Origin of the sequence: Sphingomonas kaistensis (assembly GCF_011927725.1) — a bacterium.
GTDB lineage: Bacteria > Pseudomonadota > Alphaproteobacteria > Sphingomonadales > Sphingomonadaceae > Sphingomicrobium > Sphingomicrobium kaistense.
In genome coordinates this window covers 1,863,678-1,879,564 of record NZ_JAATJC010000001.1, presented here as the reverse complement: position 1 = coordinate 1,879,564, position 15,887 = coordinate 1,863,678, and the positions used below count along the sequence as shown (strand labels likewise).

The 15,887-nt window shown below is 67.1% G+C and carries 15 protein-coding genes; 6 read left to right on the top strand and 9 right to left on the bottom strand.

Features of this window, described 5'->3' with window-relative positions:
* The first annotated feature begins 12 nt into the window (after nt 1-12).
* Nucleotides 13-2,046 carry an RNA polymerase sigma factor RpoD gene (rpoD, locus tag GGQ97_RS09150; RefSeq protein WP_168068948.1) on the top strand — a complete coding sequence of 678 codons (2,034 nt, stop codon included), beginning with the start codon at nt 13-15 and terminating at the stop codon, nt 2,044-2,046.
* A 13-nt stretch (nt 2,047-2,059) separates the two neighbouring features.
* The gene (locus GGQ97_RS09145; RefSeq protein ID WP_342448500.1) at nt 2,060-2,461 is read left to right on the top strand and encodes a VOC family protein; all 402 of its coding nucleotides are present in this window, start codon (nt 2,060-2,062) and stop codon (nt 2,459-2,461) included.
* Nucleotides 2,462-2,470: 9 nt separating this feature from the next.
* Here the strand turns inward: GGQ97_RS09145 and GGQ97_RS09140 are convergent, their stop codons facing one another.
* The 3 genes from GGQ97_RS09140 to GGQ97_RS09130 all read right to left on the bottom strand — a co-directional run bounded on the left by GGQ97_RS09140 (nt 2,471) and on the right by GGQ97_RS09130 (nt 5,205).
* Nucleotides 2,471-3,475, bottom strand: a complete 1,005-nt coding sequence (locus GGQ97_RS09140) for an OmpA family protein (protein ID WP_168068946.1) — start codon at nt 3,473-3,475, stop codon at nt 2,471-2,473.
* Entirely contained in the window at nt 3,475-4,017 is a 543-nt protein-coding gene (locus tag GGQ97_RS09135) for a hypothetical protein (RefSeq protein ID WP_168068944.1), read from the bottom strand. Before GGQ97_RS09135 ends, GGQ97_RS09140 begins: the two co-directional genes overlap by 1 nt.
* Nucleotides 4,018-4,194: 177 nt before the next feature.
* Nucleotides 4,195-5,205: an NAD(P)H-binding protein gene (locus GGQ97_RS09130; RefSeq protein ID WP_342448499.1), complete on the bottom strand. Its 1,011-nt coding sequence runs from the start codon at nt 5,203-5,205 to the stop codon at nt 4,195-4,197.
* A gap of 87 nt (nt 5,206-5,292) precedes the next feature.
* Between GGQ97_RS09130 and GGQ97_RS09125 the strand changes: the two genes are divergently transcribed.
* Nucleotides 5,293-5,688, top strand: a complete 396-nt coding sequence (locus tag GGQ97_RS09125; protein ID WP_168068942.1) for a BLUF domain-containing protein — start codon at nt 5,293-5,295, stop codon at nt 5,686-5,688.
* A gap of 40 nt (nt 5,689-5,728) precedes the next feature.
* Here the strand turns inward: GGQ97_RS09125 and GGQ97_RS09120 are convergent, their stop codons facing one another.
* The 6 genes from GGQ97_RS09120 to GGQ97_RS09095 form a co-directional block, all read right to left on the bottom strand.
* Complete coding sequence (locus tag GGQ97_RS09120) at nt 5,729-7,342, bottom strand: alkaline phosphatase family protein (protein ID WP_168068940.1); 1,614 nt, start codon at nt 7,340-7,342, stop codon at nt 5,729-5,731.
* 38 nt (nt 7,343-7,380) lie between these two features.
* Nucleotides 7,381-8,856, bottom strand: coding sequence for an Asp-tRNA(Asn)/Glu-tRNA(Gln) amidotransferase subunit GatB (gene gatB / locus GGQ97_RS09115; RefSeq protein ID WP_168068938.1), 1,476 nt, complete (start codon nt 8,854-8,856; stop codon nt 7,381-7,383).
* Complete coding sequence (gatA, locus tag GGQ97_RS09110) at nt 8,856-10,337, bottom strand: Asp-tRNA(Asn)/Glu-tRNA(Gln) amidotransferase subunit GatA (RefSeq protein WP_168068936.1); 1,482 nt, start codon at nt 10,335-10,337, stop codon at nt 8,856-8,858. The genes gatB and gatA overlap by 1 nt, the downstream gene beginning before the upstream one ends.
* Entirely contained in the window at nt 10,337-10,639 is a 303-nt protein-coding gene (gatC, locus tag GGQ97_RS09105) for an Asp-tRNA(Asn)/Glu-tRNA(Gln) amidotransferase subunit GatC (RefSeq protein ID WP_168068934.1), read from the bottom strand. Before gatC ends, gatA begins: the two co-directional genes overlap by 1 nt.
* Before the next feature lie 66 nt (nt 10,640-10,705).
* The gene (locus GGQ97_RS14535) at nt 10,706-11,290 is read right to left on the bottom strand and encodes a hypothetical protein (RefSeq protein ID WP_168068932.1); all 585 of its coding nucleotides are present in this window, start codon (nt 11,288-11,290) and stop codon (nt 10,706-10,708) included.
* 138 nt (nt 11,291-11,428) lie between these two features.
* The gene (locus GGQ97_RS09095) at nt 11,429-13,288 is read right to left on the bottom strand and encodes a DUF885 domain-containing protein (protein ID WP_168068930.1); all 1,860 of its coding nucleotides are present in this window, start codon (nt 13,286-13,288) and stop codon (nt 11,429-11,431) included.
* A 96-nt stretch (nt 13,289-13,384) separates the two neighbouring features.
* Here GGQ97_RS09095 and GGQ97_RS09090 point away from each other — a divergent pair, with 96 nt between their 5' ends.
* From GGQ97_RS09090 to GGQ97_RS09080, 3 genes are read left to right on the top strand one after another with little or no spacing between them, the layout of a single operon-like run.
* Nucleotides 13,385-14,524, top strand: coding sequence for a DUF3089 domain-containing protein (locus GGQ97_RS09090; protein WP_168068928.1), 1,140 nt, complete (start codon nt 13,385-13,387; stop codon nt 14,522-14,524).
* Complete coding sequence (ruvX, locus tag GGQ97_RS09085; protein ID WP_168068926.1) at nt 14,521-14,994, top strand: Holliday junction resolvase RuvX; 474 nt, start codon at nt 14,521-14,523, stop codon at nt 14,992-14,994. Before GGQ97_RS09090 ends, ruvX begins: the two co-directional genes overlap by 4 nt.
* Before the next feature lie 11 nt (nt 14,995-15,005).
* Nucleotides 15,006-15,884 (top strand): aspartate carbamoyltransferase catalytic subunit, encoded by an 879-nt coding sequence (locus GGQ97_RS09080; protein WP_168068924.1) that lies wholly within the window; start codon nt 15,006-15,008, stop codon nt 15,882-15,884.
* Nucleotides 15,885-15,887: the final 3 nt, after the last annotated feature.

The window sequence follows — 15,887 nt, the reverse complement described above, 5'->3', positions numbered from 1 at the left end:
GACCCGACAACCATGGCCAAAGAACCCCTCGAAAACGACGATCAGGACGGCGGCGACGCCCCGCTCATCGATCTCAACGACGCATCGGTGAAGAAGCTGATCGCGCGCGCCAAGAAGCGTGGCACGATCACCATCGACGAGTTGAATGAGGCGCTGCCTCAGGATCAGATGAACTCGGAGCAGATCGAGGACGTCATGTCCGCGCTCAACGACATGGGCGTGCAGATCGTCGAAAAGGAAGAAGGCGGCGACGACGAGGAGGAGGCGGAAGCCGAACCCGCGTCCGACGACGAGGTCGATCCGCTCGACGACGGCGGCCCGCGCCCCGCCGCCGCGGTCAAGAAGGAGACGGTTGATCGCACCGACGATCCCGTCCGCATGTACCTGCGCGAGATGGGCGCGGTCGAATTGCTCTCCCGTGAGGGCGAGATCGCGATCGCCAAGCGCATCGAGGCCGGCCGCGACACCATGATCTGGGGCCTTTGCGAAAGCCCGATCACCTTCAACGCCATCATCGAATGGTCGACCGCCCTAAACGAAGGCCGCATGCAGCTGCGCGAGATCCTCGATCTCGAAGCCATGCTCTCGAAGGGCCCGTCGGCCGAACAGCTCAACGCCGCCGAGAATGACGAGGATGGCGAGGGCGAAGTCACCGCCGCCGCCGCCGGTCCGTCGATCAAGGAAGAGGAAGAGCCGGAATCGGCCCCCGCCGACGACGACGAGGACGAACTGCGCGAAAATCGCGCGCCCAAGCCCGCTGAGGAAGAGGAAGAGGACAACACCCTTTCCCTCGCCCAGATGGAAGAAACGCTGAAGCCGTCCGCGCTCGAGAAGTTCGCGGCGATCACCGATCATTACAAGAAGTTCGCCAAGCTCCAGGACGCCCGCCTCGCCTGCATGGCGGCCGGTACCCCCTTCTCTCCGACCAAGGAGAAGGAATATCAAAAGCTGCGCGAAACCCTCACTGCCGAGGTCGAAAGCGTCCAGTTCCACAACGCCAAGATCGAATATCTGGTCGAGCAGCTTTATGCCTACAACCGCCGCCTGACCGCGCTCGGCGGCCAGATGCTGCGCCTTGCCGAACGCCACCGCGTGCCGCGCAAGGCGTTCCTCGACAGCTACATGGGCCATGAGCTCGACGACAGCTGGCTGGCCCGCGTGGCCAAGATCGACAAGAAGTTCGCCGCCTTCGCCGCGACCGAGGGCGACACCGTCGACCGCATCCGGGTCGAGATCGGCGAGATCGCCCAGTCGACCGGCATGGCGCTCAGCGAATTCCGGCGCATCGTCAACCAGGTCCAGAAGGCCGAGCGCGAAGCCCGCATCGCCAAGAAGGAAATGGTCGAGGCGAACCTGCGCCTCGTCATCTCCATCGCCAAGAAATACACCAACCGCGGCCTGCAGTTCCTGGACTTGATCCAGGAAGGCAACATCGGCCTGATGAAGGCGGTCGACAAGTTCGAGTATCGCCGCGGCTACAAGTTCTCGACCTACGCGACCTGGTGGATTCGCCAGGCGATCACCCGCTCGATCGCCGACCAGGCGCGGACCATCCGAATCCCGGTCCACATGATCGAGACGATCAACAAGCTGGTCCGCACCAGCCGCCAGTTCCTCCACGAGACCGGCCGCGAACCGACCCCGGAAGAACTGGCCGAGCGCCTCTCCATGCCGTTGGAGAAGGTTCGCAAGGTGATGAAGATCGCCAAGGAGCCGATCAGCCTCGAAACCCCGATCGGCGACGAAGAAGACAGCCACCTCGGCGACTTCATCGAGGACAAGAACGCGGTCATCCCGGTCGACGCGGCGATCCAGGCCAATCTCAAGGAAACGGTCACCCGCGTCCTTGCCAGCCTGACCCCGCGCGAGGAGCGCGTGCTGCGCATGCGCTTCGGCATCGGCATGAACACCGACCACACCCTAGAGGAAGTCGGCCAGCAGTTCAGCGTTACCCGCGAACGCATCCGCCAGATCGAAGCCAAGGCGCTACGCAAGCTCAAGCACCCGAGCCGCTCGCGGAAGATGCGGAGCTTCCTCGACCAGTAAGGCGGAACCGGGCGTGGCGGAGGCAGGTTGCCCCGCCATGCTCCACCACCTCTCCCTCGGCACCGCGGACCTCGACCGCGCCCGCGCCTTTTACGATCCCGTGATGGCCGAGCTCGGCCTGCGCCGCACCCTCGATGTCGATGAGGCCGTGGGCTACGGCGCCGGGATCACCTCGTTCAGCCTCAATCGCCCCGCCAACGGCCTGCCCGCCGCCCCGGGCAACGGCGTCCACGTCGCCTTCGAAGTCGAACACGGCGCCGCTGTCGACGCCTTCCACCGCGTCGCAATGGCCAACGGCGGCACCGACGACGGCCCACCCGGCCTGCGCCCCGAATACGACCCTAACTATTACGCCGCTTTCGTCCGCGATCCCGACGGCAACAAGATCGAGGCCGTCACCTTCGCCGGAGCCTGACGCTTTGCCTCAGCTCTTGGGCAGGATCACCTCGACCCGGCGATTACGCTGCCGCCCGGCTTCGTCGTCGCCGCCATCGGCCGCCGCATTGGGCGCGACCGGGCGAAGCTCGCCGAGCGCGATCGTCGTCAGCTTGGCGGCGTCGATGCCCTTGGTGGCAAGATACTCCTTCACCGCCGCGGCGCGCTGTTCCGACAGGCGCTTGTTGTAATCGTCGTCGCCCTTGGCGTCGGTGTGCCCCTCGATCGAGATCGCGCCCGCCGGGCTGGCCTTGATCAGCTCGGCCAAGCGGTCGAGCGTGGGCTTGGCATTGTCGCGCAAGGTCGCCTTGTCGAAATCGAAGGTGACGTCGGACGCCAGCGACACCACCGTGCCGCGCTCGGTCTGCTGGGCGCCCAGTTCGCTCTTGAGCGCCTCGACGGTGCGAAGCTCGCTCGTCGCCTGCCCGCCACTTCCAAGGCTCGATCCCGTACCCGCCGACGCTTGCAAAGTGGACGTCGGCAACGGGCGCATGTTCGACAGGGCGGTCATCTCCGGAACGCTGCCACCGCCGGGCGCCGCGGCCAGCACGACCTGGAAGCGCGGGCTCCCCGTGTAGACGCTGTCGGCATTGCCGTTCTCGCTCAGCACCAGCGTCGCCTTGCCGTCTCCCGGCAACTTGCCCGCGAACACCAGCGCCACGTCCATCACCTGGCCGGCGGGAATGGCGAGCGATTCGTTGGCAGCGGGAGGCACCAGGAACAGCTTCTCGCCGCTTCCCGTCAGCAGGTATGACTTCTCGGTCCCCTGCGCGAGCTTCACTTCCTGGTCGCGGCCATTCAGGACCCGCGCGTTGACGACCACATGGTCGCCCGACGCGCCGGCCGAAAGCAGCTGGAGGACGACGCCGTTGGGGTGCGCGATCTGCACGTCGAGCGGCGCCGGATCGCCGCTGAACGGGTTCGACCCGCCGCAGCCCGCCAGCACCAGCGTGGCCGAGACCAGGGCGATCCGGAACGAAGGCCTTGCCGGCATCAGCCCTGCCCACCTTCCAGCGAGCCGAGCGGCAGGTTAATCCGATAGCTTGGGGTGTTGGTATATTCGCTGTCGGTCTGCCCGTTCTCATTCAGGACCAGGACGGCGGTCTTCGCCTTGGGCAAGCGGCCCAGAAACACCAACTGGCCTTCCAGCGTCTGTCCTGCCTCGATGCTGAGCTTGGCGTTGCTGGCCGGCGGCGACAGGTAGAGTTTCTCGCCGGTGTCGAGCACCAGATAGCCGTTGCGGCTGTTGTTGAAGCGGTTGAGCTCGACCGCCTTGTCGCGCCCGTTGATGACCCGGAGCCCGATGGTGGTTTCGGTCGGGCTAGATTGCAGTGAGGTAAGCTGGAGCACGACTCCATTGGGATGCGCGGATTGCAGTTCGAGCGGCCGCTTGGCGCCACCCGCCCACAGCGACGCGGTGGCGGCCGCGCCCTCATTGCCGGCGGTGGCGTTCGCGCTCTCTGCGGGCGGTGCTGCATTCTGCCCGCACGCTCCCACCGCAAGAGCCATCCCGATCACCGCCACCGCTATCCGCATCCCGTATTCCTTCACCATGAACGCACTGGAAGAACCTGATAATCTGCCATTTTCGGTGGGTCGAGGACACCTTCCGACAAACGCCGCAAGGCAAGATGAAACGCCCTCATCGCGTGACAGGATGACCCCTTCTTTTCGCTTCGAGATCGCTGGCGCCGGGCCGGAACTGCTTTCGGGTCACCCGCGTGCAAGCCCGCCCAACAGGGCCGCATAATGATCGCCGAGCGTTTCCGACCCCGTCTCCGGCGTCGCTCCCGCATCGTAGCGCCCGGCCTCTTCGTCCCAGACTAGCATCGATTCAGTCGCATAATAGCGCCCGATCCGGGCATATTCGGCTTTGTCCCGCAGGGCCGGGGCCACGCGGCCCAGTGCGCCCAGCACCCCGACGATCGCATCCATCAGCCGCACCGGCACCTGCCGGAAGCGTGGCTCCTCCCCCAGCAGGGCGAACAGCGCCTCGGCCTGTTCCCTCGGCGTGATCGCCGGACCCGGGCCGCCGATCGGCAGCACCCGGCCCTGCAGCGCCGGATCCTCGACGCAAGCGGCGAGATAGGCGGCAAGGTCGGCGTCGCTGATTGGCTTGCACGCGGTCAGCCGGCCATCGCCGAACAGCAGCCACGGCTTGCCCCGCCGCACCCGCTCGACCTGCCCCGACAGCGATTTGAAGAAGGCGGTCGGCCGGACGATCGTGTAGGCCAGGCCGGAAGCGATCAGCGCCTGCTCGAACGCGATCTTGGCATGCTGAAACGCCAGCTTCGGTTTCTGGAGGCAAATCGCCGACAGCAGCACGAATTGCACGATGCCGCCCGCCCTCGCCGCCTCTAGCAGGTTGAGGTTCGCCCGGTGATCGATCGCCCAGGCGTCGCGCGGCGACCCCGTGCGCGAGGCCAGACACGACACAATCGTATCGAACCGCTCGCCGCGCAGACCATCCCGCTTGATCGAGCCCGCGTCGGTGACGTCGCCGACCCTGACTTCCGCGCCGCCGAGCTCCGCGAGCGACTCCCCCTCCGGCAACGCCCGCACGAAGCACACCACCTCATGCCCTCGCGCCACCAGCGCCCGCGCAGTTGACCGGCCGATGGTCCCAGTCGCGCCCGCCAGGAAGATGCGCCGCGTGCCGTTAGGCTCCCTCGATGCTGTCGCCGCCTCGCTCACCGCGGCAAGGTGGCACGATCCCGCCGGCACAGGCAAATGCTGTGGCGGCTAGGCGCGGGCGCCCGCCTGGCCTAGCCTGCCCCCCGGCACGACGCGGTGCCCTGCCAGCGAGGCCGCATGCACCAGCTCATCTATCGCTCGCAACCGTTTGGCTACGACAAGGCGATGCTCGCCGGCATCCTGCTGACCGCGCGGCGCAACAATCCGCGCCTCGACATCACCGGCGCGCTGATCTGCCGTCACGACCTCTACCTGCAGCTGATCGAGGGGTCCGAGCCGGCGATCGAGGCCCTGTTCGCGCGGATCGCGGTCGACGATCGCCACAACGACGTGCGGCTCCTCCTCAGTACCGCGGTCGACCGGCGCATGTTTCCGCACTGGGCGATGCTCGACGATACGCCCGACTCGATGTTCTGGTCCCCGGAAGAGGTGGCGGCGGGAGCGATCGAGCAGGCGGGTCCCCTCGCGCTGCTGGCCGCCTTCGCAAGGCTCGCCGGAAGCAGCGCTCGCTAGGCGGAGAGGCGCCTGGCACGGCGGGAGCCCCTCGTCCCGGTCAACGGCAGCTTGCCGCCTCGCTCCGGCACACGCCGTCCACGCTTCCGGGCGCCAGCTTCAGTCCGATCCAGCTTGCAACGGTGGGCAGGATATCGACCGTGTCCGCCGCCGCTGCCGGAGTGGCCGGCCTGACCCCCGGGGCCATGAACAGGATCGGCACCCGCCGGTCATAGTCCCACACCGTCCCGTGGCTCGCGACATAGCCCGGGCCGGGCCGCGCGACCGTGCTGACGCCCTGCTTCAGCACCACATAGAAGTCCCCCGACCGCGCCGGGTCGAACGAGGCCCGCACCCGCTGCAGCAGGCCCCACCGCGACGGATCGCCCGACGGTATCGGCACGCGCCCGATCTCGGCCGCCGTGAACACCGTCTCGACCTGAGGATGCGCCTTGTAGCGGCGGACCGCCTCGGCCAGCACGCGCGGGCGGTCCTTGGCCGGGATCGCCCGGTCAAGCCAGAAGTCTCCGCTCACCCCATCGCCTCGCAGGACCGCGCCGCTCAGCCCCAGCTGCGGCGCCATCAGCTTGCCCATCTCGGCCGGACTCAGCAGCGGGTCGGCCCGCACCGCCCCGGTGTCGCCCCCTGTCCGCAGCCGCTCCACCGCATCCTGCCCGCCATGATCGGCCGACAGGACCAGTGCGTAATCAACCTTCTGCTGCTCCAGCTGAATCAGGAAACCTTCCAGGTCGCGGTCGAGGTTGAGCATCTGCAGGCACATCTCCTGCCCGCCCCAGCCGAAGCTGTGCCCGATATAATCGGTCGCGCTCAGCCCGATCGAGATGACGTCGGTGGCTGGCCCCTGCCCCAGCTTCATTTCGCGGATCAGCGACATCCCCAGGGCCAGGGTCAGGCTGTCGAACTGCGGCATCGTCCGGAATGCCCGCGCATCCCCGGCGGCTCGAGCGAACCGGCCATTTCCGACGGTGACGGTCGGCGTCACCTGATAGGGTGTTGCCCGCGCCTGGCACAGGGCAGGCACCTCCAGTGGCTCCTGCGTGCTCCCGAACCACTGGTCAGAAAAGCCCCGGACCCCGAGCACGCTTCGCGGCGGGTTGGTCACCGGCCTGTCGCTGGCCCAGGTCTTGCCGTCCCAATACCAGCGCTGGTCGACCGCGCGGCCGCCCATCATCACCGCCGCCCGGTCCTTGCCCGAAACCGCGACATTCCGGCTGCGCGGATCCGCCGCCTTCAGCCGATCGCCAAGCGTCGATACGCGCAAATGCTCGGGGCTGACCGTGTAGGCCTTGGAGGTGGAGCCGGCGACCCGCTCATCCTCGGAACAGTAAATATTCTTGTCCTCGCGCGCCGCTCCCTGGTCGATCCAGTTATTGGCAACGATCCCCGTCGCCGCCGGGTGGCGTCCGGTCAGCAGCGTCGAGTGGCCCGGGCAGGTCTCGGTCGCGGCGTGGCTCTGGTAGCCGTTGGCGAACACTACGCCCCGCTCCGCCAGCTGCTTGAAGCCGCCGATGAAATGCGGGCGGTAGGCGGCGAACAGGTCGGCCGACAGCTGGTCGACCGAGATGGCGACGATCAGCCTGGGCGGCTTGGCCGGGCCCTGGGCTGCGGCAGGACTGGCCGCAAGGGCAGCGGCGAGGAGGAAAAAGCTACGCATCGCCGCCACATAGCAACGACAATGCGACGCTGCCATGACTAGTCGAGCTTGGCCTTCAACCGCTCGTTGACCACGCCCGGATTGGCCTTGCCCTGCATCGCCTTCATCGTTTGGCCGACGAAGAAGCCGAACAGCTGTACCTTGCCCTCGCGATACTGCGCGACCTTGTCGGCATTGGCGGCGAGGATCTTGTCGATCTCGCCATCGATCGCGCCGGTATCGCTGTTCTGCTTCAGGCCTTCGCGCTCGACGATCGCATGGGCGCCATCGCCGCTGTCGAGCATCTTCTCGAACACGGTCTTGGCGATCGACCCGCTGATGGTCCCGTCGGCGACGAGACCAAGCAACTCGGCCGCCTGAGCGGGCGAGACCGGGCAATCGGCGATGTCCCGGCCGAGGCGATTGAGCGCCCCGAACAGCTCAGCCACAACCCAATTGGCAGCCCGGACCGGTTCGGCCCCCGCGTCCAGCAGACCGTCGAACCAGCGCGCAGTCTCCACCTCGGCGGTCAGAACGCTGGCGTTGTAAGCGGTGATACCCGCGGCCTCGTAGCGCTTGCGCTTGGCGTCCGGCAGTTCGGGCAGCGAGGCGCGGCAATCCTCGATGAACTGGTCGTCCAGCTCCAGCGGAAGCAGGTCGGGATCGGGGAAGTAGCGATAATCGTGCGCATCTTCCTTCGACCGCAACGACCGCGTCTCACCCTTGTCCGGATCATAGAGCCGGGTTTCCTGGACGATCGAACCACCTTCCTCGAGGACCTCGATCTGGCGGCGCGCCTCATGCTCGATCACCGCCATCACGAAGCGGACCGAATTGACGTTCTTGGTTTCGGTGCGGGTCCCGAACTCGTCGCCGGGCTTGCGCACCGACACGTTGACGTCGGCGCGCATGGAGCCTTCCTCCATGTTGCCATCGCACGAACCGACATAGCGCAGGATCGCGCGCAGCTTGCGCAAATACGCCCCCGCTTCCGCCGGTGAGCGCAGATCGGGCTTGGACACGATTTCCATCAGCGCGACGCCCGAGCGGTTGAGGTCGACGTAGCTCATGGTCGGATGCTGGTCGTGCATCAGCTTGCCGGCATCCTGCTCGACATGGATGCGCTCGACCCCGATCGTGCGCGCGCTCGCCTCATCCTTCTCGTCGACCAGCACCGTGACCGAGCCTTCGCCGACCAGCGGATGATAGAGCTGGCTGATCTGATAGCCCTGCGGAAGATCGGCGTAAAAATAGTTCTTGCGGTCGAACCGGCTCCACTTGTTGATCTTGGCGTCGATCGCCAGACCGGTGCGGACGGCCTGGCGGATGCACTCGCGGTTGGGGACCGGAAGCATGCCCGGCATCGCCGCATCGACTAGGCTGACCTGGGTATTGGGCTCGGCCCCGAACGCGGTCGCCGCGCCGCTGAACAGCTTGGCGTTGGAGGTCACCTGCGCGTGGACCTCGAGGCCGATCACGACCTCCCACTCGCCGGTGTCGCCCTTCAGGCGATAGGGTGCGTTTGCGTCGGCCATTACCACCACTTCCCCGGACGGGCGGTGAAGCCCGCGCGTTCCTCGATCGCAAGGCCGGCATTCAGCACACCCTGCTCATCCATTTCCCGCCCGATCAGATGCAGCCCGAGCGGAAGCCCCTGCGCGTCGAGCCCGCCCGGCACGCTCATCGCCGGAAGACCTGCGAGGCTGGCGGGCACCGCGAACACGTCGTTCAGGTACATCGCCAGCGGATCGCTCATCTTTTCCCCGATCCCAAACGCAGCACTCGGCGCGGTCGGGGTGAGAATGATGTCGCACTGCTCGAAGGCCCTGGCGAAATCCTGCTTGATCAGCGCCCGGACGCGCTGCGCCTTGGTGAAATAAGCGTCGTAGAAGCCCGCGCTCAGCACATAGGTGCCGATCATGATGCGGCGCTTGACCTCGGCGCCGAAGCCGGCGGCGCGGGTCGCGGCATACATGGCGTCGAGATTGCCGCCCTCCGGCACTTCGCGCAGCCCGTAGCGGACACCGTCATAGCGGGCGAGGTTGGACGAGGCCTCGGCCGGGGCGATGATGTAATAGGTCGGAAGCGCATATTTGGTGTGTGGCAGCGAGATCTCCACCACCTCGGCGCCCGCGTCCTTGAGCCAGGCGATGCCCTGGTCCCACAGCGCGTTGATCTCATCGGGCACGCCGTCGATGCGATATTCCCTGGGAATACCGACGCGCTTGCCCTTGAGATCGCTTGACAATCCCTGCTCCCACGCCGGAACCGGCGCGTCGAGAGAGGTGGAATCCTTTGGATCGAAGCCGCTCATCGCCTCGAGCAGGATCGCGCAATCGCGCACGGTCCGCGCCATCGGGCCGGCCTGATCGAGCGAGGAGGCGAAGGAGACGATGCCCCAGCGCGAGCAACGCCCGTAGGTCGGCTTGATGCCGGTGATTCCGGTGAAGGCGGCAGGCTGGCGGATCGAGCCGCCGGTGTCGGTGCCGGTGACGCCCGGCGCCAGACCCGCCGCAACCGCCGCCGCCGACCCGCCCGAGCTTCCACCCGGTGTCAGCGCCGCGTTACCGCCGTCGCTCCCCTTCCAGGGGCTTATGACGGGCCCGTAGGTGCTCGTCTCGTTGGACGAGCCCATGGCGAATTCGTCCATGTTGAGCTTGCCCAGCATCCCCGCGCCCGCGTCGCGCAGCTTGGCGCTGACGGTGCTCTCGTAAGCCGGCTTGAAGCCGCCGAGTATCTTGCTGCCCGAGGTGGTGTCCACGCCGACGGTCGCGAACAGATCCTTGATCCCGAGCGGGATGCCCGACAGCGGCTTCAGCGCGCGCGACTGCCGCGCCGTGTCGGCGGCGTCGGCGCAGGCCAGCGCATCGTCCGGGGTTTCAACCGTATAGGCGTTGAGCGCCCGGGCTGCGGCCACCGCCGCGTTGAAGCTCTCGGCGATCTCCCGCGCGGAAAAGTCGCCGGCGCGGAAGCCATCGCGGAGCTGGGTCAGCGTGAGGCTGTTGAGCTCGGCCATTATTCGATCACCTTGGGGACCGCGAAAAAGCCGTGCTGGGCCTCGGGCGCGTTGAGCAGCACCTTGTCGCGGACGTTGCCGCCGGTCAGCGGGTCGGCGTCGATGACGTCGTCGCGCAGGCGCAGCTTCTGGTCGACCACGGTCGCCAGCGGCTCGACGCCCGAGGTATCGACCTCGCCGAGTTGCTCGACCCAGCCGAGGATATTGTTGAGTTCGGGCACCAGCGCTTCCACTTCCGCATCGCTCATGGCGATGCGCGCAAGCTTGGCGATGTGCCGCACGGTGGCGGTATCGACGGACATGGCCGGGCGTTAGCGAGGGGGAGCCGAGCCTTCAACTCCCCCTGCCAACGGTGCGATCACTTCACCTTATCGAGGCTGGCGGCGATCCCGCCGGTTCTCGCGGCGGAGCTCCCTGCTGTCCTGGCGCTGGTCCTGCCGATATTCGCGGCGATCCTGGCGGCGATCGGTGCGATATTCCTGCCTGGTCACCTGACCCGACTGCACCGCGGCGCGGTCCTCGCGGCGCTCGGTCCGGTAGTCGCGGCGATCGTCGCGACGCTCGGCGCGATATTCGCGATAGTTCTGCTGCACCGCCGGGTTGCGGCTCCGCGCGATCCGCTGCTGCTCCCAATAGCGGCGCTGGGCTGCGCTGATCGGATAGCGGCGGCGCTGCTGGTCATACACGTAGGCGCCGGTGCCCGGATAATAATATCCGCCGTTCCAGCCGCCATAGGAGCCATAATTCGCGCCATAGGCTCCGTAAGGCGCGTAGCCGCCATACTGCCCGTAGCCGCCATATTGCGAGTACTGGTCATACCCGTAGCCATAGCCCGAGCTGTAATAAGGCGAGCCGACACCGATCGAGGCGCCATAATAAGGATCGAGGGTGCTGCAGCCGGCAAGGCCGACCGCGCCAACCGCCGCCAGGGCGAGATTGCGAACAAGGGACATGAAGACGCTCCGTACAAGCCCCCCGGCCTGCCGGAACCATCAGGTCGGCCGCTTGAACCGGAGGTGAACTGCGAGCCGTCAGCCCCGCGCCCATCGAGGCGCGGTGCCGACGGCTGCGTGGGGGCCTCGCCCCTGCGATCAGGCCGCCTTGCGGGCCGCGATGTAGGCGTTGACCTGCTCTTCCAGGACATCGAGCGGAAGCGACCCGTTTTCGAGCACCGCGGCGTGGAAGTCGCGGATGTCGAATTTGTCGCCCAGCTCGCGCTTGGCCCTTTCGCGCAGCTCGAGGATCTTGAGCTGTCCGACCATGTAGCTGGTCGCCTGCCCCGGCCAGTTGAAATAGCGCTCGACCTCGCGGACGGCGTCGGCGCGCGAGAGCGGCGCATTGGCCAGGAAATAATCGATCGCCTGCTCGCGGGTCCAGCGCTTGTCGTGGATGCCGCTGTCGACCACCAGCCGAACCGCTCGCCAGACCTGGGTCGAAAGCATGCCGAATTCGCTGATCGGGTCCTGATAGAAGCCCATCTCTTTGCCCAGGCCCTCGGCGTACAGCCCCCAACCCTCGGCATAAGCGCCATAGCCGCCGAAGCGCCGGAACTTGGGTACGTTGGGAAGCTCCTGCGCAAGGGCGATCTGGAAGTGGTGGCCCGGCGCGCCCTCGTGATAGCTGCGCGCTTCAAGCTGCGGCTTGGACACGTCCGCCATATTGGCGAGGTTGGAATAGTAGATGCCGGGACGCGATCCGTCCTCCGACGGGGAGTTGTAGAAGGCGATCGCCGCCGTCCCCTCGCGCCACTTCTCGACCGCCCGGACTTCGAGCGCGGCCTTGGGAAGGCGGCGGAACCATTGCGGCGACTTGGCCATCACCTGCGCGACGAAGCCCTCGGCATCCTTGATATAGGCGGCGCGGCCCGCATCGGTGTCGGGGTAGCGATATTTGGGGTTGGACCGGAGCTCGTCGAAGAATTGCCGCAGGGTGCCCTTGAACCCGACCTGGGTCTTTATGCGCTCCATCTCGCCGTGGATCGCCGCCACCTGATCGAGGCCAAGCTGGTGGATCTGCGCCGCGCTCATCGAGGTGGTGGTCGAGTTCTTCAGCCGGTTGGCGTAAAAGGCCGCGCCGTCCGGCAGGCCCCAGGCCCCGCGATTGCCCTTGGCCTGCCGCTCGGTTTCGGTCCACGTCGCCAGGAAGCTGCGATAGCCGCGCTGGAACGGGCCGGTCAGCGCGTCGCGGGCCGCGGCAAGCAGGCGATCCTTTTCAGCCTGCGGGGCGTCCAGCTTGGCGACCTTGGCGCGGAAATCGGCGTACACCGGGGTCTCTGGACCGGTGGTGAAGGGCGCTCCCGCAAGCACCTTTTCGGCATCCTTGCGGACCGGCGCGAAATTGAAGGTGGACGGCACGATCCCCGCCGCGGTCTGTGCCCGCATGTTGGTGGTGATCTCGCCCATCACCCGCTCGACCGCCTGCAAGCGGGAGATATAGGCTTCGGCGTCGGCGACGCTGGCGATCTTGTGGTTGTTGATCAGGAACACCGGAAGCGAACCGGCCGGGCTGCCGTTGGTGCTGGCAATGAAGCCGTGCCGCCGCCAGCGGAAATTCTCCACATTCTGCTGCACTTCGCGTTCGAAGAGCTGGTAGCTGAGCCGTCCGTTGGGGCTCAGCTTGGCGGGATCGAACTGCGCCCGCATCGAGGCAAGCTGCCGCTGGGCCAAGGCAAGGCCTTCCGCCGCATTGGCGTCGGTGTAGCTGTTGAGCTCATTGTAGCGCTCCTTTCGGCCAAGCCCGGTCAGGCCCTGCGGTGAACGCGCGACCTGCTCCTCAAAGGCGGCATCGAGGAAGACCGTCAGCCTTTGGTCCTCGGCCGCCGGAGTGACGACCGGCTCGACCGGACCGACCGGCATCACGGCAGCCGCTGTCCGGGGCGCGGCGAGGTCGCCGTCGGCGGTGGTGCAAGCGGCGGTGGTCAGCAGCAACAGGGCGGAAAGCTTGATCTTCAAGACACATACCTTTCACTTCACTCCGCCCCAGCCAAGCCCCACCCGGCCTTCAAGTCAACTTGGCTTCTGGCTTGCCCGGCCCTACCTGCGCTGACCATGTGCGCTCGCCGGTTCCTGCTGATCATCTTCGTCCTCACCCTGCTGGTCGCCGCCGGCGGCTTCGCCTTGTTCCAGTTCGGCGGCTCGGTCCTGCGCAAGCAGGCGCTTCCGACGGTTCCCTACGAGGCTCCCCCGCCGGCCAGCGGGCCCGACTATGTGCAGGCGGACAACTGGCTCAACCTTCCCGACACCGTCCCGCCGGGCCCGGCGCAATGGAAGCCGCAGGGCATGGGCGAGGAACCAGCCGACAAGGTCGAGGCCGCGACCTTCTACATCCACCCCACCACCTACCTGCAGCGCGATCGCTGGAACGCCCTGCTCGGCGATCGCGAAAGCCAGGAACGCGCCGGGCTGTTCGTCCGCAGCCAGGCAAGCGCCTTCAACTTCTCCCGCATCTACGCGCCGAAGTATCGTCAGGCCGCGTTCGGCGCCTTCCTGGACACCGGCAAGGATGCCACGGCCGCGCTGGACCTTGCCTATTCGGACGTGGTCCGCGCCTTCGACCGCTTCCTGATGCAGGAGCCGACGGCGCCGATCATCCTCGCCGGGCATAGCCAGGGCGCGCTCCACCTTACCCGCTTGCTGCGCGACAGGGTGGCGAAGGATCCCGCGCTGCAGAAGCGGATCGTCGCCGCCTACGTGGTCGGCTGGCCGGTCAGCCGCACCGCCGATCTGCCGGCGATGGGCCTGTCTGCCTGCGCTAACAATCTCGATACCCGCTGCCTGGTGTCGTGGCAGACCTATGGCCAGCCCGCGAACACCGACCTCATCACCTCTGCGTTCGAGGGGACGACCGGGTTCAATGGCCTCAAGCGGCGGCGACAGGACATCATCTGCTACAATCCGCTGTCAGGCTCCGACGATGACGGGGTCACGGGCGAGATCGCCAACTTCGCGCGCAACGACGGCACATTGGTCCCGACCGACTCCAGCCTCAGCGACGCCACCCTCGTCCAAGGCGCGGTCGGAGCATTGTGCCGCGACAATTTCCTGATCATCGCCGGCGCTGACGGCAAGCTTCCGGACCTCGGTTCCTACGTGCTGCCGGGCAACAATTACCACGTCTACGATTACGCACTGTTCTGGGCCAACATCCGCGCCGATGCGCGCGGCCGCGTCAACGCGTTCAAGCCATGATCACGAGCGTTGCCGCCGAATTTCTCGCCGCGCTGCCGGGCGGCGGCGTGCTTGCCGGGCTCGACGTCGGGACCAAGACCGTCGGCCTCGCGCTTTGCGACACCGGATGGAGCTTCGCCGGGCCGGCCGAGACCATCCGCCGGACCAAGTTTACCGCCGACCTCGAGCTGCTTCGCACCTTCTGCGAACGCCATTCGGTGCGCGGGCTGGTGGTCGGCCTGCCGCTCAACATGGACGGAAGCGACTCGCCCCGCACCCAGTCAACCCGCGCCTTCGCCCGCAATCTCGCGCCGCTGGCTCTGCCCCTGCTGTTGTGGGACGAGCGCTGGTCGACCCAGGCGGTGGAGCGCGCGATGATTGCCGCCGACGTCAGTCGTGCCAAGCGCGCCGTGGCGGTCGACAAGCTTGCCGCCGCGCACATCCTGCAAGGGGCGCTCGATGCCCTTTGCATGTTGCCGCGGCCAAGCTAGCAGCCGCGTCCGTGCACCTGCTCTCCATCTCGTCGCTCGGCGACTCGCAGCTCGATCAGCTTTTCGCCCGTGCGCAGGACTATGCGCTCGACCCGCGCAGCGGACGCGACCGGCTGGCCGGACGGACCATCTTTAACTGCTTCTACGAAAACAGCACTCGGACGGCGATGAGCTTCGCGCAGGCTGCCGCCCGGTTGGGCGCGCAGGCGATCACGCTGTCGGTCGAGCATTCCAGCGTGAAGAAGGGCGAAACCCTCGCGGACACGGCTCGTACCCTCGGCGCCATGGGGCCCGACGCGCTGGTGCTGCGCCACCGCCAGAACGGCGCTGCGGAGGAAGTCGCGGCGCTGGTCGATTGCCCGGTGGTCAATGCCGGCGACGGGACCCGCGAGCATCCGACCCAGGCGTTGCTCGACGCACTCACCCTGCGCCAGCAATTCGGGTCGCTGACGGGCCGGACCATCGCGATCATCGGCGACATTGCGCACAGCCGGGTGGCGCATTCCAACGCGGAATTGTTGCCCCGGCTCGGGGCCTCCGTGCGCCTCGCCGGACCCCCGGCGCTGGTCCCCGCGGACGCGGGCAGCCACTCGATCGACGAAGCGATCGCCGGCGCGGACGCGGTGATGATGCTGCGCGTCCAGCGCGAACGGCTCGACGAGGATCTCGGCGATGCTCCGGGCGAATATCTCCGCCTGTACGGCCTGACGCCCGAGCGGCTGGCGCTGGCAGCGCCCGGTGCGGTGGTGCTTCACCCCGGCCCGATGAACCGCGGAGTCGAGATCGCCGACGAGGTTGCGGACCTGCCCGGCCGCAGCCTTATCCTGCGTCAGGTGGCGAACGGCGTTGCGATGCGCATGGCCGTTCTGGAACTGCTTATCGCCGGATGACGC